Origin of the sequence: Scrofimicrobium sp. R131, from assembly GCF_040256745.1 — a bacterium.
Classification (GTDB): domain Bacteria; phylum Actinomycetota; class Actinomycetes; order Actinomycetales; family Actinomycetaceae; genus Scrofimicrobium; species Scrofimicrobium appendicitidis.
Genome location: NZ_CP138335.1, coordinates 1,148,475 through 1,171,711 on the forward strand (window position 1 = coordinate 1,148,475; position 23,237 = coordinate 1,171,711).

21 protein-coding genes are annotated in these 23,237 nt (G+C 67.0%); 8 read left to right on the plus strand and 13 right to left on the minus strand.

Features of this window, described 5'->3' with window-relative positions:
* The first annotated feature begins 291 nt into the window (after positions 1 to 291).
* Positions 292 to 1,302: an FUSC family protein gene (locus tag SAC06_RS05325; RefSeq protein ID WP_350257265.1), complete on the plus strand. Its 1,011-nt coding sequence runs from the start codon at positions 292 to 294 to the stop codon at positions 1,300 to 1,302.
* Here the strand turns inward: SAC06_RS05325 and SAC06_RS05330 are convergent.
* Positions 1,299 to 2,984: an ATP-binding cassette domain-containing protein gene (locus SAC06_RS05330; protein WP_350257266.1), complete on the minus strand. Its 1,686-nt coding sequence runs from the start codon at positions 2,982 to 2,984 to the stop codon at positions 1,299 to 1,301. The two genes, SAC06_RS05325 and SAC06_RS05330, sit on opposite strands and share 4 nt — an antisense overlap.
* A 17-nt stretch (positions 2,985 to 3,001) precedes the next feature.
* Positions 3,002 to 4,303, minus strand: a complete 1,302-nt coding sequence (locus SAC06_RS05335; protein ID WP_350257267.1) for an ABC transporter permease — start codon at positions 4,301 to 4,303, stop codon at positions 3,002 to 3,004.
* Between the two features lie 113 nt (positions 4,304 to 4,416).
* Between SAC06_RS05335 and SAC06_RS05340 the strand changes: the two genes are divergently transcribed.
* The 5 genes from SAC06_RS05340 to SAC06_RS05360 all read left to right on the plus strand — a co-directional run bounded on the left by SAC06_RS05340 (position 4,417) and on the right by SAC06_RS05360 (position 9,330).
* Positions 4,417 to 5,061 (plus strand): TetR/AcrR family transcriptional regulator, encoded by a 645-nt coding sequence (locus SAC06_RS05340; protein WP_350257268.1) that lies wholly within the window; start codon positions 4,417 to 4,419, stop codon positions 5,059 to 5,061.
* 64 nt (positions 5,062 to 5,125) lie between these two features.
* Complete coding sequence (locus SAC06_RS05345) at positions 5,126 to 5,869, plus strand: GntR family transcriptional regulator (protein ID WP_350257269.1); 744 nt, start codon at positions 5,126 to 5,128, stop codon at positions 5,867 to 5,869.
* A gap of 18 nt (positions 5,870 to 5,887) precedes the next feature.
* Positions 5,888 to 6,877 (plus strand): ADP-ribosylglycohydrolase family protein, encoded by a 990-nt coding sequence (locus SAC06_RS05350; protein WP_350257270.1) that lies wholly within the window; start codon positions 5,888 to 5,890, stop codon positions 6,875 to 6,877.
* Positions 6,878 to 6,911: 34 nt separating this feature from the next.
* On the plus strand, positions 6,912 to 8,387 hold the full coding sequence (locus tag SAC06_RS05355) for a purine-cytosine permease family protein (RefSeq protein WP_350257272.1): 1,476 nt from the start codon (positions 6,912 to 6,914) through the stop codon (positions 8,385 to 8,387).
* Complete coding sequence (locus SAC06_RS05360) at positions 8,380 to 9,330, plus strand: PfkB family carbohydrate kinase (protein WP_350257273.1); 951 nt, start codon at positions 8,380 to 8,382, stop codon at positions 9,328 to 9,330. Before SAC06_RS05355 ends, SAC06_RS05360 begins: the two co-directional genes overlap by 8 nt.
* A gap of 3 nt (positions 9,331 to 9,333) precedes the next feature.
* Here the strand turns inward: SAC06_RS05360 and SAC06_RS05365 are convergent, their stop codons facing one another.
* Genes SAC06_RS05365 through SAC06_RS05375 form a run of 3 tightly spaced genes read right to left on the minus strand, consistent with a single transcriptional unit; the run spans position 9,334 to position 12,808 of the window.
* Positions 9,334 to 10,095, minus strand: a complete 762-nt coding sequence (locus SAC06_RS05365) for a succinate dehydrogenase/fumarate reductase iron-sulfur subunit (RefSeq protein WP_350257275.1) — start codon at positions 10,093 to 10,095, stop codon at positions 9,334 to 9,336.
* Positions 10,092 to 12,140 (minus strand): fumarate reductase/succinate dehydrogenase flavoprotein subunit, encoded by a 2,049-nt coding sequence (locus SAC06_RS05370; RefSeq protein ID WP_350257277.1) that lies wholly within the window; start codon positions 12,138 to 12,140, stop codon positions 10,092 to 10,094. Before SAC06_RS05370 ends, SAC06_RS05365 begins: the two co-directional genes overlap by 4 nt.
* A complete protein-coding gene (locus SAC06_RS05375; protein ID WP_412766208.1) occupies positions 12,137 to 12,808 on the minus strand; it encodes a succinate dehydrogenase in 672 nt (223 codons plus the stop codon). Before SAC06_RS05375 ends, SAC06_RS05370 begins: the two co-directional genes overlap by 4 nt.
* A gap of 211 nt (positions 12,809 to 13,019) precedes the next feature.
* Between SAC06_RS05375 and SAC06_RS05380 the strand changes: the two genes are divergently transcribed.
* On the plus strand, positions 13,020 to 14,345 hold the full coding sequence (locus tag SAC06_RS05380; RefSeq protein WP_350257280.1) for a TrpB-like pyridoxal phosphate-dependent enzyme: 1,326 nt from the start codon (positions 13,020 to 13,022) through the stop codon (positions 14,343 to 14,345).
* Between the two features lie 27 nt (positions 14,346 to 14,372).
* Here the strand turns inward: SAC06_RS05380 and SAC06_RS05385 are convergent, their stop codons facing one another.
* Genes SAC06_RS05385 through SAC06_RS05400 form a run of 4 tightly spaced genes read right to left on the minus strand, consistent with a single transcriptional unit; the run spans position 14,373 to position 17,146 of the window.
* Entirely contained in the window at positions 14,373 to 14,939 is a 567-nt protein-coding gene (locus SAC06_RS05385; RefSeq protein ID WP_350257281.1) for a type II toxin-antitoxin system PemK/MazF family toxin, read from the minus strand.
* Positions 14,936 to 15,466 carry a hypothetical protein gene (locus SAC06_RS05390; RefSeq protein WP_350257283.1) on the minus strand — a complete coding sequence of 177 codons (531 nt, stop codon included), beginning with the start codon at positions 15,464 to 15,466 and terminating at the stop codon, positions 14,936 to 14,938. The genes SAC06_RS05385 and SAC06_RS05390 overlap by 4 nt, the downstream gene beginning before the upstream one ends.
* Positions 15,459 to 16,331: a cytochrome c biogenesis CcdA family protein gene (locus SAC06_RS05395; RefSeq protein WP_350257285.1), complete on the minus strand. Its 873-nt coding sequence runs from the start codon at positions 16,329 to 16,331 to the stop codon at positions 15,459 to 15,461. Before SAC06_RS05395 ends, SAC06_RS05390 begins: the two co-directional genes overlap by 8 nt.
* Positions 16,328 to 17,146, minus strand: coding sequence for a DsbA family protein (locus tag SAC06_RS05400; RefSeq protein WP_350257287.1), 819 nt, complete (start codon positions 17,144 to 17,146; stop codon positions 16,328 to 16,330). Before SAC06_RS05400 ends, SAC06_RS05395 begins: the two co-directional genes overlap by 4 nt.
* An 83-nt stretch (positions 17,147 to 17,229) precedes the next feature.
* On the opposite strand from SAC06_RS05400, the gene SAC06_RS05405 reads away from it, so the two are divergent.
* Positions 17,230 to 17,967, plus strand: coding sequence for a GntR family transcriptional regulator (locus tag SAC06_RS05405; protein ID WP_350257289.1), 738 nt, complete (start codon positions 17,230 to 17,232; stop codon positions 17,965 to 17,967).
* Here the strand turns inward: SAC06_RS05405 and SAC06_RS05410 are convergent.
* The 4 genes from SAC06_RS05410 to SAC06_RS05425 form a co-directional block, all read right to left on the minus strand.
* Positions 17,964 to 18,593 (minus strand): class I SAM-dependent methyltransferase, encoded by a 630-nt coding sequence (locus SAC06_RS05410; protein ID WP_350257291.1) that lies wholly within the window; start codon positions 18,591 to 18,593, stop codon positions 17,964 to 17,966. The two genes, SAC06_RS05405 and SAC06_RS05410, sit on opposite strands and share 4 nt — an antisense overlap.
* Positions 18,594 to 18,604: 11 nt before the next feature.
* Entirely contained in the window at positions 18,605 to 19,912 is a 1,308-nt protein-coding gene (locus SAC06_RS05415; RefSeq protein WP_350257293.1) for a GNAT family N-acetyltransferase, read from the minus strand.
* Between the two features lie 64 nt (positions 19,913 to 19,976).
* Positions 19,977 to 21,536, minus strand: a complete 1,560-nt coding sequence (locus tag SAC06_RS05420; RefSeq protein ID WP_350257295.1) for a GTPase — start codon at positions 21,534 to 21,536, stop codon at positions 19,977 to 19,979.
* Entirely contained in the window at positions 21,533 to 23,185 is a 1,653-nt protein-coding gene (locus SAC06_RS05425; protein WP_350257297.1) for a dynamin family protein, read from the minus strand. Before SAC06_RS05425 ends, SAC06_RS05420 begins: the two co-directional genes overlap by 4 nt.
* Positions 23,186 to 23,237: the final 52 nt, after the last annotated feature.

Consider the following 23,237-nt stretch of genomic DNA (forward strand, 5'->3'; position numbering starts at 1 on the left):
GGACTCGCCCCACCCGATTTCATTAGTCGATCTGATGATCTGGCGCGGCTTTTCTCAAGACTTTCTTTCTTGATGAATGGGACAGGACCGGTAGACCTGGGTCCCAGAAGATGCCTTAACTTGAACGTATCTCTTGGCGACCGTCTAGAAATCGCGTTACTATCACCTAGCTTGGACTGGTGAGGCTGGGGAGGACGCTGTGAATCTGAGACGACAGCCATGGACTCAATGGGACCCACTCCCTGAGTCGGGTTCACCTCAGGTGGGATCGGCACCGGGTGGGCAGCCATTGTGAAAGGCAAACAGTTCCTCACCCCCGGCCTGAAACAGCGGATCAAAGGCACCGTCATCCTTTTGACCAGCGTGCTGATTCCCGCCACAATTGTGGGTCATTTCTTCGGGTTGGAGCGGGCCCTGCCGTACGGGATGGCGATCCTCTACTCGATGATGTTTGCCCGGGTGGTCTCCAACTTGCAGGCCGCCGCCATCATTACCGTCGGGGCCATCCTGGCCGCCCTCTCCACCGTGGTCGGGAAGGACCCGCTCGGGGCAGCGGCCCTGATCTTTGTTGCCGCGCTCCTGCAGGGAGTGACGAACTATCGCGCCACCGGGGTCCTCACCCTCGCCCCGGCCATGGTGATCTTCTTTGGGCCCGGCCCCATCCACCTCAACTGGGATGAGGCCGCCCTGTGGGTGGTGGCCGGGGGAACCACCGGCGTGGTGATCTCGCGCCTGCTCCGCATTCACACGCCGCCGGTGACGGTGGGACAGGACATCTCTATCAAGCACGGGCTTGTCCTTGGGACTCTCGGAGCCATCCTGATCTTCGTCGCGATGAAGGGGCACTGGCAGCACGGCTACTGGGCTCCGCTGACTTTGATGATGGCGCTCAGACCGGTTCCCGGACAGCGGATGAGTTCCCTGGAGGGACGGCTAACCGGGACCATGATTGGGGGCGTGATCGCCCTGGTCACCTTCCGGTACCTACCCCACGACGCCCTGTTGGCCCTCGGAATCGTGGGCCTGTGCTTGACGGTGGCATTCATGCAGGGCCGCAACTACCTGCTGCAGGCTCTGGCCATGACCCCGACCCTGCTCGTGTTGGTCACCCTGGGGGACACCGGGCACGCCACCGACTTCGCGCTGCAGCGGATCGTTTTCACGGCTCTCGGGGTGGCGGTGGCGGTTCCGGGAGTCTACTTCCTCCGCTGGTGGGACGACCAGGGGCCGATCAAGCTCCCGTTCCTGCCCCCGGCGCCCACGCAGACGGACGATCCGGCGGAAGCCGAACCGAAATCTTAACCCAGCATCATGGTCTCTTCCAGGGTAGCGGGTCCTTCGCTGACCTCCACCGCCGAGGTGAGGCCACCCAGGATTTCCTCCACCTGGGCCCGGTCTGCCCCGGGTAGGCGCAACAATCGGCCGTCGAGCAGAGAGGGAAGGCCAGCTTGGCGCAGCAGCCCAAAAGCAGCGGGCCAATCGTCAGTTCGAACCTGGACGGAGCAGTGTTGGGCAGCGATCTGTTCGGCGCTGCCTTCCGCCACCACCCGGCCCGAGGCGAGCATCACCAGGTGGTCGCACTGGCTCGCCTCCTGCATGTAGTGCGTGGTCACCAGGATCCCGGTGCCGGCCTCCGATGCCGCCCGGATAGCCTGCCACAGTTGGGCTCGGGCCAGCGGATCCATTCCCGAAGTGGGCTCGTCCAGGATCAGCAGTTCCGGCTGGTGCTGGGTGGCGCACAGGTAGGCGAGTACCCGTCTGGTCCCCAGGGCCAATTGCCCAACCGGAGTTGACCCGTAGGTCTGAGCCAACTCCAGCGCCCCGGGCGAGGCGTCCACCTGCTGCACCCTGGTGGCAAAGCGCAGGTTCTCGACCGCGCTCAGATTCGGATACAGGCCCAAGCCCTGAGCCACGTAGCCGATCCGCCGTCTGGTCTTCCGGTCGGGGTTGCCACCAAAGACGGAGCACTGCCCGGCGGTGGGTCGCTCCAACCCGAGCAGAACCCGCATCAGAGTGGTCTTCCCGGCCCCGTTGCCACCCAACAGCCCAACAATCTCACCGGCGCGCACCGACATGCTCACCCCGTCGACCGCCTTCACCGGCCCGTAGTGGCGCTGGACCTGGTCGGTCTCCACCAGGACGGCGCCGCTGGGCCGGGAGCGCCAAGTCTGCAGTTGGTCGACGGCGGGGGTTTCCCTCGTGTCGGCGGCCAGTTGGAATGCGATGCTGGCGTTCTCCAGATCCGGCTGGGCGGTCCGAAAGCCCTTGGGGGCAGCCGACTCTTCGGCCGACGTCCACCGGTACAGTTCCCGGCCGCGCTGCCACTGATGGGTCCGAGCCGGGGTGGTGTGATCGGGGTTGGTTTGGCGCCAGAGGTGACCGGGCATGGCTGCCAGCACCTCGTCCGGGGCGCCGTGTGCGAGGGTGGTTCCGTCAGCGAGGAAAAACAGTCGACCGGCCCGCTCCGCCTCGTCCAGATAGGTGGTGGCGAGCACGACGGCGGCCCCCTCGGCTGCGGCGGCTGAGATCAGCTCCCACAGCTTGCCGCGGCTGACCGGGTCGACCCCGGTCGTGGGTTCATCCAGCAGCACCAGGTCCGGACGATGAACGGTGGCCATTAGAAATGCCAGCTTCTGCCGCATCCCTCCGGAGAGGCGTCCGGCCATCCGGTGGCGCGCCTCCCACAGGTCGGCCTGATGCAAAAGCTCCGGGAGCCGATCCCTGGTCTGAACGCCGTAGGCCCGGGCGACGAACTCCAGGTTTTGAAGCACCGATAGGGCTGCCCACGAGCCGGCAGTGGCCGGCTGATATCCCAATCGGGCACGGGGGACCGGACTGGTAACGCCTTCGATCCGGCCGGCCAGGGCACGGAGCAGGGTGGACTTTCCCGCTCCGTCACCGCCGGCAAGGGCGGTGATCTGTCCGGCTGGAAACTCGCCGGTAAACCGGTCGAGGGCCAGTTGGTTCCCGAACCTGACGCTCACATCTGTCAAAGCCACCATCAGCGGGTGCCCCCGTGCGTGAGGGCGTAGTGCATCCGCGCTGTCGCACCCGTGAAGATCACCACCGCCATCCCGGTTAGGATCAGCAGCGGCAGCCAGAGGCTGGAGACGCCGGCACCGCGCAGCATCACGCCCATGGCAACTTCCCGATACCAGGTGAGGGGCAGCAGGTAGCCAATCCAACGGACGCCGATCGGCATGGACGAAAGTGGGAAGATCAGGCCGGAAAGCAGCACTTGCGGCACGGCAAACATGATTGCCATCTGAATGGCCTGACCGGTGGTCTGCGAGAACGACGACACCAGCACCCCGATGCCCAGGACCACGAACAGGTAGACGAAGCCGGTTAGTCCGAAGAGCCAGAGCGGTCCGACAAAGGGAACTTGGAAGATCCACACCCCCAGGGCGGTGATCACCACCAGGTCGAAGATGGAGAGCAGGAAGTAGGGAGTGATCTTGCCCAGGATGATGGCCGAAGGACGCAGTGGCATCACTGCCAGTTGCTCCAAGGTGCCGGCTTCCCGCTCGCGCACCAGGCCGATGGAGGTGATCACCGCACCGATAAACAGCAGAATTAGTCCAATCAGACCCGGGATCATCACCGTGGACGTCTTCAGGTCCGGGTTGAACAGGACGGTGACCAAGTCGTCGGGGGACAGGTCGGGGGCGCTCAGCTCCGGCAGGGAGGGCGCCGCCACCTGCGCCGGAGCGGTGGGCGGGGTCGGGATTGGGCCACCGGTGAGTTGCGCCTGCTGGAGACCCTGCAGGTAGGCCTTTAGGTCTGACGCGAACCGGGTGAACTGTTCCTGCTGCTCTGCGGCCTGTGCGCGGGCCTGCTCCACCTGGGCCTGCGCTGCCTCTGCCCGAGCCTGCGTGTCCTCAATAGCCAGTTGCATCACGGCGCGCTGGGCCGCCTGGGCAGCGAACAGGCTGGAGCCATCAGTGTACGCACTCATCTGGTCGGTCAAGGGAGCCTCTGAGGACGAGTCGGTTGACAGTCCCTTAGCCACCAGCACCAGGTTGGCTTCTTGGTCACGCAGGAGGGTCTCGGCCTGCTCGCCGCTCGTTTCGGGGTGAACCCCGACCAGGTTGAGCTGATCCGCACCGGTGGGAAAAGTTCCAATCCGTTCGGCCAGTTCCTCTGCTCCCGGGCCGATCACCACCGTGTCCACCTTCGCGACGGAGAAGTTGGCGGCGTAGCCGAAAATAACCAGCAGGACAATTGGGAGGGCGATCAGGAGCCCCAGGGTTCGATGGTCGCGGGCTAGCTCGCGAAACTCTTTGAAAATCAGTGCTCGCATCGGAGCCCTCCTGGATTTCATCGGATGTTGAAATCAGTTTAGCGGACCGGTCGTGTCCGCGCGGAAACTTCGGTAAGTTGGCAACAGGAAGTTTTTGCCGACAGGGGGAGCGAATGGCGGGTCCAAACCAAGACGACCCGGCGCCTGTTCGGCGGGGTCGGCGCCCGGGGGCGGGGGATAGCCGTGAGGACATCTTGCGAGCGGCCCGGGAAGTCTTCGGAGAAGAGGGCTTTCAGCGGGCGACCATCAGGCGGATTGGAGCGCGCGCCGGCGTGGATGCCAAGCTGGTGCACTATTACTTCGGGTCCAAAGAAGACCTGTTCAGTCACCTGCTCCAAGAGGCTTTTGAACAGGTGGGAGCACCCGAACTCCTGGCCTGGCGCGAGCGGCCCGAGGGGAGCTCATTCACCCAGCTGTTCCTGCTGTCCCTGCTGTCCACTCTGGATCAGCCCGGCCTGGGACCGGTCTTTGTCGGCCTAATTCGCGGTCTGGGCAGCGATGAGGAATCCAGGCAGTTGTTTCTACGCTTTATTTCCACCCAGATTAAGGGCCAGATGATGCCGCTTCTTCCCGGACCTGATCCGGAGCTGCGCGTGACTTTGGCCGGCGCGCAGATGCTGGGACTGGTGATGACTCGCTACGTCGTTCAGGTTCCACCGGTGTCGACCATGTCTCCGACGGAGCTGGCCGTCCTCATCTCTCCGACCCTGGATCGGTACCTGTTCGGCTCACTGGAGGACCTCTCGCCCTCGGACTAACCGACCTCGTGTCTAACTGTACAGGTACTAGACAGGTTATAGACAAGCATGTTAACCTTGTCCTATGTCAGTCAAAGATGATGATGTTTCGGTTGAACTTGGCCCGGGCGGACGCCCCCTCAAACACCAGTTGGTTGCTTCCGCCCTGAAAGATTCGATTGAACAGGGCGAACTGAAAGCCGGGGATCGACTGGAAGGCGAAGTGGAGCTAGCCCAACAACTCGCGGTTTCACGGGGGACGGTCCGGCGCGCGCTTGAAGAGCTGGCGGCTTGGGGTTACATCCGGACCGAAAAGGGCCGGGGATCGTTCGTTACCTATGAGGGTCGCCCCCTGCAAGAGTCCCCGGGCTGGGCCCAGGCCCTGCTGGACCTCGGGGTTGCCACCCGGGTCGAGCTGCTCCGCCTAGAAGTGATCAACGATCCGGTCCTGGCCATTCACCTGGGTGCGGCCAGCTCGCGCTTCCTCGCGGTGGACCGGCTTCGGCGACTGGACGACGGCACCCCCATCTCCCTGGAGCGCAGCCGGGTCAGCTCCAACCGCCGGTTGGAAGAGTTAGTTCGAGACCGCGAACTGGCGGGTGGCTCGCTCTCACAAACCATGGTGGCCGCGGGGCTGGAGGTCCACTCGGGTGAACAGTGGCTGCAGGCCTCCCCGCTGGACGCGGCCGATGCGGCACTGTTTCAAACCGAACCCGGCACCGTCTACCTGCACGCGCTCCGGGTCACCCGCGACCGCCAGGGACTTCCGGTCGAACAGGTCAGTTCGATCCTGGATCCGGCCCACTTCAGCTTCCACGTCACCTTCTAGCGAGAGGAACCCTTACCCATGTCCGCGATTGATCGCGCCCTCGGTGCCCTCACCGGCGCCGCTCTGGGCGACGCCCTGGGAATGCCCACTCAGGACCTGAGTCCGGAGACGATCCAGGCCGACTACGGCCCCATCGATCGGTTTTATCCTCCCGGTCCCCACCAGGTGATCGCAGCCGGTCAACCCGCCGGGACCGTCACCGATGACACCGAACAGATGGTGATCGTGGCCGAACTGCTGGCCGAGGGGGGACCGTTCGACCCGGTGGCTTTTGCTCACCGGCTGGACCGGTGGGAGCGGGAAATGGAGGCCCGCGGCTCCCTGGACCTGCTGGGTCCCTCAACCAAAGCCGCGATCGAGGCCATTCGCGCGGGCCGCCCCCCGGCAGAATCGGGAGTCGGCGGGATCACCAATGGAGCCGCCATGAGGGCCGCCCCGATCGGGATTGCCTGCCCGCCCACCAGCGTGTCCGACCTGGTCGACCAAACGGTGGCCGTCTGCCAGGTAACCCACAACTCGGCCCCCGCGATGGCGGCCGCAGCCGCGGTCGTCGGTGCGGTCAGTGCCGGGGTGGAGGGAGCGGATCGAACCGAGGCCCTGGAGCTGGGCCGGGCGGTGGCCCGCGCGGCCGAGGCGGTGGCACCCCCGGCGGTCGGCCCCAGTTTCACCGCCCGCTGGGAGTGGGCCCGCACCTACCTGGGCCAGGTCAGTGATCCGGCCCGCGCCGCCTATGACGTGGTCGGCACAACCGTCCTGGCCACCGAGTCGGTGGTGGTGGCCCTGGCGCTGGTCGAGTTGGAAGCCGACCCCTGGTCCGCCACCTGCCTGGCAGCCGGGCTGGGTGGGGACACCGACACCATTGCCACGATCGTGGGCGCAATTCACGGCTCCACCAGCGGAGTAGAGGCCTTCCCCGCCTCAGCCCGCGCTCAGCTAGCCGAGGTCAACCACCTCGAGTTGGACGAGTTGGCCCGGCGCCTCCTCGTTCGCCGCTCCACCAAGAGTTAGTCCCATCAACCCAACCTAGAAATGAGGTCTCCCCATGAGTGATCCCCAGGTCGCCTCGACGGCCGCCACCGAGGAAGCTGACGGTTTCCGCTCCCTCTTTCAAGTAGAAGAACGCGGGATCGAAGCCGTCCCGCCCGCCGAGCAAACCAGCCGCCCGAAAGAGCTGTTCTGGATCTGGTTCGCCGGCAACATCTCCATCCTGGGGTTGCCCCTGGGCATCTGGGTGGTGGCCGGGGTGCTGAACATCTGGCAGGCCCTGCTGGCCACCGTCATCGGTTCCGTCGGTTCCTTTGCGATCGTCGGGCTGGTGTCGATCGCCGGCCAGCGCGGTGGTGCCCCCTCCCTGACTCTGTCCCGAGCCACCTTCGGGGTGATCGGAAACTTCTTCCCCACCCTGGTGGCGATTGTCTCTCGCTGGGGTTGGGAAACCGTCAACACGGTCACCGCGGCCTTCGCGATTATCTCGATTGGCTCGATTATTACCGGGCGCGATTTGCTTCCCAGCGACGCCCCGATTGTGGCCGTGGCCGCGGTCCTGGCGTTCCTGCTCCTAACCCTCGCCGTCTCCGGGCTGGGCCACAAGACCCTGGCAGCGGTGCAGCAGTGGGCTACTTACCTGTTCGGGGCGCTGACCCTGGTGATCGTGGTGGCTCTCGCCTTCCGAATTGATTGGCAGGTCGTGTTCTCGGCCGAATCCGGTCCGGTCAGTGCAATTCTGATTGCCATCGGCACCGTAGCGGCGGGAACCGGGATCGCCTGGGCCAACTCGGGCGCCGACCTGGGCCGGTACCAGTCTCCCTCGGTCAAACCTTCCCGCTTGGTTTCGGCCAGTGCCTTTGGGGCCGGGATCCCGCTGGTGATCATGATCGGGATGGGGTCGCTGATTGCGATTACCGAGCCTAACTTTGACCCGAGCAACCCGCTGGCCGCCATTCCGGCCCTCCTGCCGCCGTGGATGTCGATTCCGTTCCTGCTGGCCGCCTTCTTCGGTCTGCTGATGTCGAACAACATCTCGGTCTACTCTTCCGGCCTGACGCTGCTCACCCTGGGAATCAAGACTCGCCGCTTCTACGCGGTCATGCTGGAGCTGGTCGCCTCCTTCGTCGGTTCGATGCTGTTCCTCTTCGTCTTTGCCAACTTCTACGACGCGTTCATCGGTTTCATCACCCTGTTGGCGGTGCCGCTGGTGGCTTGGCTGGCAGTGTTCCTGCTCGACATGATCAAGCGGACCCGCTACGACTCGGAAGCACTCCTGGTGATGGGCCCCACCAGCCGGTACTGGTACCGCGGGGGCGTCGAATGGCGTGCCCTGGCCGCCTGGTTCATCGGTATTGTCGCCGGCTACTCGCTGCGGCTGGACGCCCTGGCCGACTCCTGGTTGGCTGCGAACGGCCTGGACTGGGCCCTGACGATGGTGGTTACCGCTGTCGCCTACCTGGTGTTCGGGGGCCTGACCAGTACGAAGCTGGCGCGGGACCTGCCCGGACGAGGGGACCGGACCCATGCCTAAGCTAGTTCACACCGGCAGCGTCATCATCGACCAGGTGATGGTAGTGCCGTCCCTGCCCGAACCTGGGGGCGACGTGGTGGCCACCTCGGCCGAGGATACGGTTGGCGGCGGGTTCAACACCATCGTGGCGTCGGTGCGCGACGGTTTGCCGGTCCGCTATGCCGGGCTGCTCGGCACGGGGGACCGCGCCGCCCAGGTCCGCCGGGCCCTGGCTGAGTACGAGGTGGAGATCGCCGTCCCGCCCGCCACCGAGCGTGACACGGGGTTCTGCGTCGCAATTGTCGATGCCTCCGCCGAGCGCACCTTCTACACCTACGTCGGAGCGGAAGGGCTGGAAAACTACGGTCATCTGGCCCAGGTGCGGGTGGACCCGGACGACCTGGTTTACGTCACCGGCTACTCTTTTGCTTCGGAGGAAAATGCCGATGCCCTGGCCCGCTGGCTCCCCGAGCTCCCGGCCGGCACCACCGTCCTGGTCGATCCCTCGCCCCTAATTGGGGACCTGCCGACCGACCAGGTGGAGCTGCTCCTGACAGCAGCCACCATCTTCAGTCCGAACGGGCGCGAGACCCGGCTGCTCGGGGAGCGGGAGGACTTTTCTGAGGCGGTGCGGGTTCTGCGCGACCGGCTCCCGGAGAAGACCGCTCTGGTGGCTCGCGACGGCAACCGCGGCGCCTGGGTGAGCGCGTCGGCGGCCGACCCCGGCCGGTGGGTTCCCGCGTTCGCGGTCGAGGCGGTGGACACGAACGGAGCGGGTGACGCCCACACCGGGGTGCTGCTGGCGGCTCTGAGCCGGGGTCAGACCCTGGTGGAGGCGGTTGAGCGAGCCAACGCGGCCGCTGCCCTCGCGGTGACTAAGTCCGGGCCAGCAACTTCGCCCACCGGGGCCGAGATTGACCGGTTCCTCCAGGTGGGCACCCGTAAACCGGTGCCCTCCGCCTGACGGTTAGGCCTGGGCTCGGGGCAAACGTCTCCGGGTCCAGGCCCGCAGGCTCTCGTGATTCACCGCCGCCACTGCCGCCAGGGGAATCTGGACCGGACAGGCCCGGGCACATTCACCAAAGTTCGAACACGGACCAAACAGCCCGTCAGCGGTCTGGACCATCGCCCGGGCCCGCCGGTCCCGCTCCTGACTGGGAATTGGGAGGAGCGACAGGTGGGTGAGTTTCGCTCCCAGGAACAGGTGGGCGGAGCCGTTGGGACAGGCGGCCACGCAGGCCCCGCATCCCAGGCAAGCCGCGTAGTCAAGCGCGGTCTCCACCCGGTCGTGCGGGACGGGGACCGCGTCCGCTTCCGGGGCGGTTCCGGCGTCCACCGAGACGAATGCCCCCGCGGCCAGCACCCGATCCAGCGCGCTTCGGTCCACTACCAGGTCGCTCAGGACGGGAAAAGCCCCGGCGCTGAACGGCTCCAGGCGAACCACCTCACCGTCGGAGAAACTCTGCAGGCGCTGGTGGCAAGCGGGGGTGTGGGGCTGGGGTCCGTGGGCAAACCCGTTCACCATCAGGCCGCACGCCCCGCAGATTCCCTCCCGGCAGTCCGACTCGAAAGCGACGGCCGGTTCTCCCCGGGCCACCAGCTCCTCATTCAACCGGTCCAGCAGCTCCAGCACGCTCATGGTCGGTTCCAACTCGGTCAGGTGGTACCGGTGCCAGGCTCCCGGCCGCTTTGGGCTCGGCTGTCTCCATACTTCCACGGTCAGGTTCATCGGTAGCTCCTGGTGCTCAGCTTGACGTCGGTGAACTGCAGGGGCTCAAAATGCCGGACGAACGGGCGTGGGTCCGCCGGGGCCAGTGTCTGGGTCAGTGTCGGGGCCATTGTTGGGGCTCCGCGTTCCAGCGGCGCACTGGCCCAAGCCGAGACTCCGGCCCAGCAGCGGTCGTCGCGCTGAGCCTCACCCCCGCGCTGATACTCGGTGCGGAAGTGGGCGCCGCAGGACTCTTGGCGCTCAGCCGCGTCCACCAGCATCAGCTCCGCCAGTTCAAGGAAGTCGGCCACCCGGTTGGCCCGCTCCAGCGTTTGATTCAGGCCCGCCTCCGGACCTGGCACCGACAGGTTGGACCAGAACTCGGCCCGCAGTTCGCGCACCTGACGCAGACCGGTGGCCAGACTCTCCTCGCTGCGTTCCACCCCGCAGGTATGGGTCAGAATCTCACCGAGCCGGCGGTGATACTCACTGGGCCCGACCGTGCCACCGATCGAGCGGAGTGCGGCCAACTGCTCCGAGACCAGCTGGCGCGCGCTGGCCACCGGCCGATCCGCCTCGGTCAACAGGGGAGTGGGCCCCAACTCGGCCAAGTAGTTCGGCACCGCCAGCGGCAGGACAAACCAGCCGTCGACACAGGCCGACAGCAACGAGTTGGCCCCGAGTCGGTTGGCGCCGTGGTAGCCCGACCCAGCTTCCCCGCCGACGAACAGGCCCGGAATTGAGCTCATCAGGTCGAAATCGGTCCAGAGCCCACCCATGGTGAAGTGCGCGCCGGGAGCAATCCGCATTGGCTGGCGGGTGGGATCCTCCCCGGTGGCATGGTGGTACATAGTGAACAGGTTGCCGTACCGCTCCGCCAGGGTGGCCTGCCCCAGCCGATCCAACGCGTCGGAGAAGTCCAGGTACACCGAGTTCTGCAGCGGCCCCACCCCGTGGCCGGTGCCAATCTGCTCGGCCGCAGCGCGCGAGGCGATGTCGCGCGGGGTCAGGTTCCCAAAGGCGGGATACTTGCGTTCCAGGAAATAGTCCCGTTCCGCCTCGGGAATCTGATCGGGTGGCCGCTGGTCCCCGGGGGCGGCGGGAACCCACATCCGACCGTCGTTTCGGAGCGATTCGCTCATCAAAATGGTCTTGGACTGCCACTTCGAACTAACCGGCAGGGCAGTCGGGTGGAACTGGATAAACGAGGGGTTGGCGAACAGGGCGCCGCGCCGGTGGGCCCGCCAGAGAGCGGTCGCATTGCAGTTCACCGCCAGGGTTGAGTGGTGGTAAATCGACCCGTATCCGCCGGTGGCCAAAACCACCGCGTGGGCGGGCAGGAACGTCAGCTCGCCGGTGACCAGGTCGCGCGCGATAATCCCGGCGGCTCGGCCCTCGGCCAAGACCAGGTCCAGCATTTCGGTCCGCGAATGCAGGGTCACCGTCCCGCGGGCAACCTGGCGCCAAAGAGCCTGGGTGGCAGCTAACTGCAACTGCTGACCGGTCTGGCCCCGACTGTAGTAGGTGCGGGACACCTGGACGCCGCCGAAGGAGCGGGTGGCCAGCGAACCACCGTATTCGCGCGCAAACGGCACCCCGAGCGCGTTCAGGTGGTCGATCACCCGCGTCGACTCCTGGCCCAGCCGGTAGGCCTCTGCTTCCCGTCCCCGGAAATCGCCGCCCTTGACGGTGTCGGTGACAAACCGGTGCAGGGAGTCGCCATCGACTCGCCGGGCGCGGGCAGCGTTGATCCCTCCCTGAGCGGCCACCGAGTGCGCTCGGCGCGGCGAGTCGTGATAGGTGACGGCGTCGACCTGGTACCCGAGTTCGCCCAGGGCAGCCGCGGCCCCGGCCCCGGCCAGGCCAGTTCCGACCACGACCACCCGGAAGTGGCGCCGGTTCAGTGGGCTAACCAGGCGGTACGAGTCGGTGCGGGTCGCCCAGGCTGCAGCCGGGTCTCCCGGCGGAATCTGGGCTGATAGGGCAGTACCGACCCTGACTTGAGCCAGGTGGGCCGGTGGTCCAGCCGGCTTAGTTCTGGCTCCCAGGTGCGTAAACCAGTTCATTTCACCACCCCCAGTTGGACCGCCACCGGCAGCAGGCCGTTTCCGAGAAGAATTGCCAGCGCCACGAGACCGGCCCCCCACGCGGCGGCCAGGCGGACCCGGGAACCGGTGGCACCCAGATCGGTGGCGGCGGAACGCAAACCCTGGCCCAGGTGCAGCGACAGCAGGATCATGGTCGCCGCATACCCGGCGGCCACCCAGGGCCGTTGCAGGCTGGTCACCAGGTTCTGATAGGCGGAGGACGTTTCGCCGGTGGCGGGGACGAAGGCGGAGGTGGCTGCCGGCTGCCACCCGACCGTCAGGTCTAGCAGGTGGAACAGAAGGAAAGCCAGGATCAGCAGCCCGGTTACCGGCATCAGCGAGGGGAGGGCAAACAGGGAGGAACGGCCCCGGCGCAGGCGGCGGCGGACCCCGGTGCGGGCGCGGGTTCCCCGGGCCCGGCGAGACCGCCAGTTCAGTGTCGCTGCGGCCCACAGGTGCAGAACCAGGGCCAGGAGGAGGACCATCCGCAGGGACCAGAGGACCGCGCCGGCTGGGAGAAACGGCGTGAAGGCTTCGCGGAGCCAGTGGGCGTAGGTGTTGAAGTGTTCGGGCCCGGTGAACGCCTTCAGGTTGCCGAACAGGTGGATCAGCACGAACAGGGCCCAAATCAGCCCGGTGACGGCCATGACCACTTTCAGTGCCCACGAAGAGACTCGCCTTGATCTTGTGGCCAACGCCGTTTGCCCCATCGCTCACTCCCTGGTTGTGACCGCCTTGCCCTCAGCCTAGCCGCGGCAAACGCCGATCAGCCGGGACTTTCGCAGGTCCATGCCGGGGCCCTAACCAATCTATGGGATAAGTCCTGTCTTACCGGACCGGCTGGGTTACCCTCGCCCTATGGAGAATACTGTTGACAAAGAAGCCAATCAGAGCCCGATCCCGGTGGGGGTGGACACGACTGAGCCCACCCACTGGTACAACATCGGCGCCGACCTGCCCGAGCCGATCCCGCCCCACCTGAACCCGGGCACGAAAGAGCCGATTACCGAGGCAGAGTTGTCCGGTCTGTTCGCCACCGAACTGGCCCGGCAGGAGCTCTCTACCGAACGGTTCATTGAGATCCCAGCCGAGGTGCGCGACGTGTACTCGATCTGGCGTGCCACCCCGCTGATGCGGGCGCGCCGACTGGAGCAGCACCTGGGGACGAACTCGCGGATCTACCTCAAGTACGAAGGTGTTTCCCCGGTCGGGTCACACAAGCCCAACTCAGCCGTCCCGCAGGCCTACTACAACAAGCTGGACGGGATTAAGAAGCTGACCACCGAGACCGGGGCCGGCCAGTGGGGTGCCTCCCTGGCGTTGGGCGGGGCGATGTTTGGCCTGGACGTGGAGATCTGGCAGGTGCGGGCCTCCTACGAAAGCAAGCCCTACCGGCGCTACCAAATGGAGCTTTACGGCGGCACCTGCCATTCCAGCCCGTCGGAGCTGACCGAGATTGGGCGCCAGATTCTAGCCGAGCACCCGGATACTACCGGTTCCCTCGGGATGGCCGTTTCCGAAGCGGTCGAGGTGGCCATGACCCAGCCCGACACCCGGTACGCGCTCGGGTCGGTGCTGAACCACGTCGTTCTGCACCAGACGGTGATCGGGCAGGAAGCCATTGCCCAGTTGCACGAGGCGGGAGAGGAAACCGCGGACGTGGTGTTTGGCTGCGCTGGTGGCGGCTCGAACCTGGCCGGGCTGTCCTTCCCGTTCCTGCGTCACGTGCTGACTGAGGGGGCCCAGACCCGGGTAATTGCGGCCGAACCCGCCGCCTGCCCCTCGCTCACCCGCGGAGAGTATCGGTACGACTTTGGCGACTTCACCGGGATGACCCCGCTGCTGAAGATGTACACCCTGGGCCAGGAGTTCGTTCCGGATCCAATCCACGCCGGGGGTCTGCGCTACCACGGGATGGCGCCCGCTCTGTCCCACACGGTGAACCTGGGCCTAGTTGAAGCAGTGGCGATCGAGCAGGATCACGCTTTCGCGGCCGGGATCACACTGGCCCGAACCGAGGGGCTGGTTCCGGCTCCCGAATCCAACCACGCGATTGCGGCTGCGCTGGACTACCTGGCGGGTCCGGGCCGGGACCGCTCCGAAACGATTGTGATTGGTGTGTCCGGGACCGGCGTGCTGGACCTGCCTTCGTACCAGCGGTTCCTGCCAGAAGCGCAAGCCTAACCGGGGACCCCAGCCTAACCCGGAATCTTAGTGGTCGCGGCCAGCCTCGCACAGGGCCGCGACCACCCGGTCAAACCGGGCCCGGTCCAGGTAGGAACCCTCGCGCCGAATTCCCGCCGCGGGAAACCACAGCGGGCGATGCAGCTTCACTTCGGAGGGGCGGCCTTTTGAGTCCCATGGGCCCGACCCCAGGTCGAACCAGTACTCACCGCGCGCCCGTTCCTCGGCATGGCGACTGTCGTGATCCTTCGATGTCAGCTGCAGCGCGTAGAAACCGTCGCCTTTGCTGCCCATGATCAGGATCGGACGGTCCTTCCCGCGGCTGGGATCCTCCTCCCACGGGACCCAGGCCCAAACCACTTCGCCGGGCTGGGGCCTACCGTCTGCCTGGGGAGAGTACGAGATCCGGGCCAGCACCTCAGCGATCGGTACCGGCCGGATTCGCTGCCAACCGGGCGGGCCCGGCACCCCAAACGGGGACGGCTGCGCAGTCCCAGTGGGCGGCTGCGCTGCGGATTGAGCGCGATTGGGCTTATTGAGGGTGGCCCGCAAGCCTGCCGCCAGGGCGCGCCACAGCCGATTTGAACTATTCACAGCTGCCTCGATCCCAGGTCGACTTCGGCCGGGGTGAGCGTGGTCGACCTCGTCGGTAGGGGACAGGCCCCCTCATTCCGAATCCGGGTTCGCAGGGCCAGGGCCAGCAGAACAATCGCGCCGACAGCGAGGATCGGCTGTAGCGGCGCAAAGAACTGGAGGGCTCCCGCGTAGCCGAGGGCCAGCAGCGCCAGCTTGTTGCAGACCGGACAACCGACCGCAAAGAACGTCAGCAGGGCGCCGCCCGTGCCCAGCACCCCGGAGCGGGTGGAGTCCGCCGGGTCTTTTCGCGCCACGTAGGTGGCTCCCACCAGGCCCGAGAGGACGGCAGTGACCAGGAGTACCGGCCATGCCCACCAGGTAGGGGGCACATCCCGATGAAAAATCGGGTTCGGAATCAGATCGGTCGGGATTGCCACCAGCACCGTGGTTCCAAGAGCCATCAGCCCGGCAAACCACCAGCGCCGGGCCGGCCAGGTTTTCAACTCCTGGCGCCAGGTTCGGCGGGCGGGACGAATGTCAACCACGGCCCTCCTCCGTTCCACCGGGAGCCACCGGCCAGGACTGGGCTGGCTGGGGCCGGCGATTTCTCCGGCGAACCAGCCAGATCACCAGCGTGAGAATCAGGGCGGCGCCGAGGGCAAAGGCCCAGTTCGGGACGGCGGCACCCAAGTTGGCGACGGCCGACTCGAGCCGGAACTGGGTGGAGATTGAGACCAGACCCCCCAGGTTCGCCGTCCCATCGGTGACCAGCAGCAGCGTGCCCAACCCAATTGAGAGCAGCCCGGTGACCACGGCCACCAGCGAGTTCTCCCAGGGGCCGATCCGGATCAGCCGCGGGCGCATCCAGCGGGTCGCACCCGCACCCCACCGCTGCCAGACGAGGGTTAGCACCAGCAGCGGGAAGACCATTCCGAGCGCGTAGACCGCCAGGAGCAGGGCGCCGTAGCCGGCCGAACCGCCGAGCGAAGCCATCATTAGTACCGCTCCCAGAATCGGCCCGGTGCAGACCCCTGCCACCGCGTAGACCGCGCCCAGCAGGAAGACCGAGACGACCGAGGTGCGGTCAGTGCCCGCCGCCTCTCTCATCGACAGACCGGGCAGGGAGATTCCGAGAAGTTGGATCAAGCCGATGACAATGATCAACCCCGCCACCACGGTAATCAGGAGCGACCGGTTCTCCCCGAGCAGCGAACCAAGGATTCCGGAGAAAACGCCGAGCGGAACCAGGGTGGTCAACAGGCCCAGGGTGAAGATCCCCGTCCGGGAGAGCAGCTTGGCCGGCGAGGTGAACGCATAGGCAAAAAATGCCGGCAACAGCATGACGGAGCAGGGGCTGAGCAGGGACAGCACCCCGCCGAGAAAAGCCCCGACCAACCCGATATCGATCACGACACTCCCGCCCGTTGCTTCTCGGTCTCGATCGCCTGCCGGAAGGTCTCCAGCGGCTGCGCCCCCGTGATGGGGGTCTGGCCGATCAGGAAGGTCGGAGTGGTGTAGATCCCCAGCTCCAGCACCTGCTGATAGTCGGCCTGGACCAGGGCCCGGAGCTCCGGGTTGTCCAGAGCGGTCTCAAAGGCGGTCAGGTCGGGCAGGCCAATCTGGCGAGCCAGATCCACCAGCCGCTCGCGCGACAGTTCCTGATGGTCACGCCCATCATACGCAAACAGGGCGTCGTAGTAGGACCAGAACTGTCCCTGCTGACCGGCCGCCCGGGCGGCGACCGCCGCGTCGATCGACTGTTCCCCGAAGATGGGGGCGTCGTGCCACTCGATTCGCAACAGTCCCTGATTGACGTAGTCCTCGACCAGAGCCGGCTTGGTTTCGCGCGCAAATACCCCGCAGTAGGGGCAGCGGAAGTCCGCGAACTCAATCAGGACCAGGGGTGCGTCCACCCGTCCCAACGCGAGGGGGTCCCCCTCGATTCGGCGGGCCAGATCGGGGAAAGGCACTGTTTGGGTGGGGGCGGCCGTTGGAGTTGCGGCTGGCGAAGTGGCGGCTGGCGCCCGGGTGGGCGAGGGGGAGGGGCTGGGAGTCGGGTCGGCGCTCTGACCGGCTGGAGTAGGGAGAGACTGGGGCGCCGCATCAACCGGCTGCTGCGAGGGACCGCACCCACTCAGCCAGAGCGACGCGGAGATACCGAACGCCACCAGCAGGGTCCCGACCCTCAGCTGCCGGCCCCAACGGGCCCGTTTTGGCTGTGCCATGCACTATCCTTTCAGTGGCGACACCACCTAGCCTACCGGAATGTGTAGACATTATGACAGGTGGCTACCGAAGGGGAAAGCCCATGATGAAGCACGTGCCTCTGTGGCAGCGGATCTCGGCTGAACTGCGAGCCCGGATCGACGGCGGTCAGTACGACCACGATTTCCCCGGAGAGCTGGAGGTAGCCGACGAGTTCGGGGTTAGCCGCGGGACTGCCCGGGCCGCGCTGCGCCCCCTGCGAGAGGAAGGGTTGGTCGCGGCCAGTCCCGGGCGTCGCCCCCGGATCCGACAGGGACGGGCTGCCTCCCAGTATGGGCAGATCTACTCGCTGCAGGAGCTAATTGCCGAGTCCGGCTTAGAGCCGCGCAATCAGGTCCTCCGCCAAAGCGTGGTGGTGGACGCGGAAGCCGGAGCTGAGCTGGGCTCCGGTCCCGAAGTGTTCCTGCTGGAGCGGATCCGGCTGGGTGGTGAGAATCCGATCGCCTACGAGCGCGTTTACACCGCCGCCGACCTGGCACCTGTCCTAACCCAGGTCGACTTCAGCGACGTCGCCTTCTATCGGGTCCTGGCTGACCAGTGCCGGATCGTCATCACCGGGGGCCGAGAGCAAATTGAGGCGATCGCCGCGCCGGACACGGTGGCCGACCTGCTGGAGTGTGAACCGGGAACGCCGCTGCTGCAGGTGTTTCGGTGGGGATGCTGCGCCACCGGCGTGGTGGAGTACCGGCAAACCTACTTCCGCGGTGATCGGTTCCAGGCCCTGCGTCACTTCGGCTCGGTCGAACGCGAGCACCCGTGCCCCTCGGGCACCCTCAGCTAGTCGATCCGCCCAAAAACCACGGCGTCGGCCCGGGTCTCCCTCGTTCCGTCGGCGCGCAGGAACAGTCCCGCCTCCACCCCCACCCGGATCGGCCTGAAACTGGACTGGGAGCGCAAAAGCCGCTCGTCCTCGGCCGGATCCACCGGGGAGGGCCCGTGCCCAATTCCCGGGTTGGTGCCTTTCACCTCGCGCGCGTGCGAGACCACCAGCAGGTGACCGCCGGGAGCCACCAGCGAGGTCGCCCGGGCGAGGAACTGCTGGCGTCCCGCGGCGGTCCGCGGGTGAATGAAGAAGGCGGTCACCAGGTCGTAGGAGCCGGGAACCAACTCCGGGTCGGTCAAAAAGTCGCCCACCCGGAACTGAGCTCGCTCCTGCCCGCGCCGCTCCGCCTCGTCCCGGGCGCGCGCGATCGCGGTCGGTGACAGGTCCAATCCGAGGGCCTCCCAACCGTGCTCGGCCAGCCAGAGGACGTCGGCCCCCTCGCCCGTGCCCAAATCTACGGAACGGCCCGGGGGCAAACTCTCGGCCACCTCGACCAGGGTCGGTTGCGGACGACCAGACCAGAGCTGGGAGCGGGTTTGGTAGCGCCGCTCCCACTCCTCAGCCTGGGGGCTCAGATCGGTCATGCTCAGTCCCGCTAAAACTCGGTCGGACAGCGGGACAGGCCCACCGGGGCAAACATGGCGTCCAAGTAGTCGACCACCTGGGCGGAGGCTCCCTCAATCTGACCGGCGGCAGCCAGCTGGGTAGGGGAGGGAGCACCGAAAACTAGGGCGGCGAGGGCCTGCACCTGCACCCGAAGATTGGTCACGGCGCCATCAACGCGGGTGACCCGCACCTCGCCCCGATCCAAACTCAGTTCGAAGGTACCGGCCGCCAGCCCCAGCGGGTCGACGACTTCAAAGGTAATCGTCAGGCCCGCGTCCATGGCCGCCGGCGAGTAGGCGCGTTCGCGCAGGGTTCGGACCGGATCCAGCACCCGTGCCCACATGTGATCAGTTACCGAAGCTACCTCGACTGCTCGCTGGTCTACCAGGGCGGTCAGTAGCAGGTGGTCGACCGGCTGCGGGTGCGCCTGGATCTCTTTGATTAGGTCCAGGTGAGCCAGGTAGTCCCACAGGGCCAGTTCCACGGTTGGGTCGGCGGCCAGCAACTCGACCACGCGGGCCCCGCCGTCGTTCCCGTCGCTGGTGCGGTAAGACACCAGTCCGTCGAGGACTCCGCGCTCGTTCAGGTGAACTGCCGCGTACAGACGCGAGCGCAGCTTCCCGTCGGACTCGTTCCGATACAGGTCGAAGGCCATCCCGGTGCGGGAATCGACGCAGCCTCGGTAGCTGCGCAGATAGGCAGCCGACAGGTCGGAGCGGTGCTCCAGCAGCCAGGGGATAGAAACCTGCATCATGGAACCGGCCGCCTGCACACGGGACTTCGCCTCTGGCCGAAGCTTGAATCGGTTGGTCCGTAGCCGCAGCTCACCGGCCGAGTACACGTTCTGGAAGCCGAACCGGCTGTAAATTCCGGCCTCCGAGGCGGTCAGCACCGCCACCGGAACCCCGGCTTCGGCCTGTTGGCGCAGGTTCAGCTCCATCATTTCGCGGAGGATCCCTCGGCGCCGGTGGGTGGGCCGGACACTCACCCAGGTCACCAGCCCGGCCGGCAGCAGGCGCCCCCGACCCACGTTGACCCAGCCGGAGGCTACTTCGAAGGTCCCGACCGGACGCTCGGCAAAGGCCGGATCGAGATTCCGATTGCGGTCGTAGGCCCCGGTAAGGACCGAGTGGTTGCCGGCGCCGGCCCGGGACCAGAGGTCGACGTTTTCCTCGCTTGGTTCCCCGCCGTGGAAGGCACTGCGAGCCACCCGGTAGAAGTTGGCCGTGGCCGGGTTAGGCTTGCCATCCACCAGCTCGGCCGGAAACAGTTCTAGATCAATTGAGCTACTCAGCATTGTTCCAACCTATCGCACCGGCCCGGCCTGGGCCGACTCACCCGCGCCCGGCCGGCTCTACTGCTCAGATGCGGGCAGCGCGGTCCAAAGCTCGGGCCAACGCGCCGGCCCGTTCCCGCTCTGCCCGCGCCGGGGCCACCACCGTGCGTGCCCCCACCTGGGCCACCTCCCGCTGCAGGGCCCGGCGGACGGCTCGCGTCCGAGCCCGCGCCCCCAGGGCCGCCAGTCCCCGGCCGGCCAACCCCAGGAGCAGTCCCAACCCGAGACCAAAGCCGATCAGCAAACCGGGCACCGGCCACCCCTCCACCTGGGCGATCGGGATCGCCGGTAGGCCCAGCACTCGCGCCAGCCAGACCGCCAGGTACCAGCCGGCTCCAACCAGCGCCAAGGCTAGCGCGAGCCACTGGAGAATTCTGGCTGCCACCCACCACCAGGCTGGTCGGACCCGCAGGTCCACCCGGGTGACGGCTGTTTCCAACGCGGCCGGCAGTTCCGCCAGCGCCTTGGATTCCAGGGAGCCCAGCGGGCCGCGCCAGCCGGGCGGGAAGGTCGAGGCGGCCTGGCCCAAGTAGGTCCTGACCGCCAGCGCCAACCCGGCCTGCCCGGCTCCGGTCAGGGGTGGCAGGGACGGGAGCGCGCCCTCGGTTTGGCTCCGTTCCACCCCCAGGCGGCGGAGCGGGTCTGCGCGGAACCGGTGGAGCCACGCGGTTGGCAGCCAGCCCGTGTTTTGCCCGGCCCGCAGCCGGTAGGACCGGCCCACTGCCGCCGCAATCTGCTCCGTCTGCGCCGCTGCCACCAAACTCGCGGTCAGGGCCCGCTCGGCCGTGGCCGACGGGGGTGAGCCGACCGTTTGGACCGGCCGGGCCGCCTCCGCCCAGTGCGCCAGGTCCGCGTCCAGTCGGGCTTCGGCCGCCCGGGCCCGTTCCGCCTCGCGCGCTAGCGCCTGCTCCAGGGCCTCCACCCCAGATCCGGTCCGGGCCGACAGCGGGAACACCGGGACCGAACCCAGTCCACGCTGATCGAGCAGCTGCCCCAGCGAAGCCCGGACAACTGGAATCTCGGCGGGGTCCAGCAGGTCAATTTGGTTCAGCACCACCAGGGTCTGGCCGTGCTGGTGGCGGCGCGGGTCGATGAAGTCCTCGTGCAGCACCCGATCCGCATATTTTTGCGGGTCAACCACCCAGACCAGCAGGTCCACCTGGGCGGCCAGGCGTTCGGCCACGTGGCGATGTGCGGTTGCCACCGAGTCGAAGTCCGGCAGGTCCAGCAGCACCAGGCGGCGATGTGGCAGCGCGGGCACTGCCCTGATTTGGTCCACCTGCAACCAGACCAGCAGGTCGTCGGCATTGGCGCCCGCGTTGACTACCGCCGTCACCTCGGCGGTGGTGGGCCGCAGCAGGCCGGGCGTGGTCACCTCGGCGCCGGCCAGGGCGTTGACCAGGGTGGATTTGCCGGAGCCGGTAGCGCCAAAGAAGCCCACCGTCGTGAATCCGAGCCCCCGCTCGCTGCGATCCTGACCCTGCTGCCGGAGCCGCTCGGCGTCGGCCAGTTGAGCCTCGGTCAGGAATCCAGGACCAAGCCGGGCGCACTCACCCAGGGCCTGCCAGCGCTCATTGAGGTTCATTGGGCTCCTCCCCGCAGTCGCTTGGCCCAGGTGGACAGTTCTTCCGACCCTACTCCCGCGTTCAGTTCCGCGAGGGGAGCCCGGAGCTGCTCGGCCCACCGGTCGGTCAGCTCGGATACCCGGTCGCTGAGCAGATCCGTCCCCTGGCGCGCCAGGTTCCGAACCGCCTGCTCCCCAAAGATCGTCTCGAGCAGCTTCTGGCCGACCACGGCTGATCCGCCGGCCACCGCCAGCTCGCCTCCCACCAGGCCGCCGGTGGTGGCGAAGACGACCAGCATTAGCGCCACTGTGGCCGTGTTCAACCCGAGCGAGACCAGTCGGGCGCGCTGACGTTTCCCGGGAGCGGCGGTTCGAACCAGCTCTAACAGCTCCCGCTGCCAGGTGGCCACCAGCTGGTCGGCTTCCTGCTGCAGCTGGGCGTGATCCAAGGCCGGCCCCGGGCGGGCGGCCCCGCTAATCCAAGCCTGCTCCACCTCGTTGACCACGATCGTGCTCAGACCCGAGGTGAGTTCCTCCTGCACCTGCGCGGGGGCGGGTCGGCCACGAAACCAGGCGCCGACGCGGTCCCGAACCGCTCCCGTCCACCCCTCTAACGTCCGGAACACGTCCGAGGTGCCGACGAAATCCTGCCACCGGGCCAGCACCTCGGCGCGAAGCCAGGCGCCATCACCCGTTCCCACCAGGATTTGCCGGCGTGCATTCGCAAAGGCACGTTCGATTTGGGCCTCCCACTCGCGCACCTGCGCTTCCTGTTCTTCCTTGGCTTGGGCCAGGTCTTCGGCGTGCTCGGCCAACTGGTCGATGGCTCCGACCAGCGACTGGCGGATCACCTGCTCGCGCCGGGCTCGGTCCCCGGCCAGATCCCGGAGCCAACCGGTCAGCGGGGCCAGCCTTGCCGCCGGAATCAGCCCCCCGGTCAGGGTGGTCTCCTCAACGGTGAAAATGGGGGTTCCCGCCAGCCCGCGCTGGCCCAGGAGCCGCGTCAAATCCTCCGTGATCGGCTCCGCGGCGCCCGGCGGAACCCGGTTCAAAACCACCGCGACGGTGAGCTGGCGGTGGGCCGCCTCAGCCAGCAGTTCCCAGGCCACCTGATCCGCGTAGCGCGCGGCGGTGGTGACGAACAGCCACAGGTCGCCCGCCTCCAGTAACTGCCGGGCCAGGGCGCGGTTTTCCGCCACCACCGAGTCAATGTCAGGGGTGTCCAGCAGGGCCAGTTGCTCCGGTACCTGCGGGTCGGTGGCGATCCCGAGCACGGTTGCCCCGGACGCAGACTGAGTTTGGGCGTCCGAGCGGGTCAGGCCGGGCAGGACCGGGCCGGAGCGGAACCACTCTTCGTCGGCGGGGGCCGCGACCAGGAGCGGGGAGCGGGTGGTGGGACGCAGCGTACTGGCCGGGGTCAGCTCGCGCCCAATCAGGGAGTTGACCAGGGTGGATTTCCCGGCCCCGGTCGAGCCGCCGACAATAGCCAGCAGCGGCGCTCCCAGGTGTTCGCGGCGGGGAATCAGGTAGTCGTCCAGCTGGGCCAGGCTGGCGGTTCGCAGGTGCTCGGCGGCCGCGGCGGTAGGGCCGGGCAGGGGAAACTGAAGCTCGGCTAACCGGGCGCGAAACGCGGCCAGAAGCTCAACAGCGGGGAGGGGCAGAGTCTGCATTGGTCCAGTATGACGGCTTGGCCGCAACACCGTCGACCCGTTGGCCGGTTCT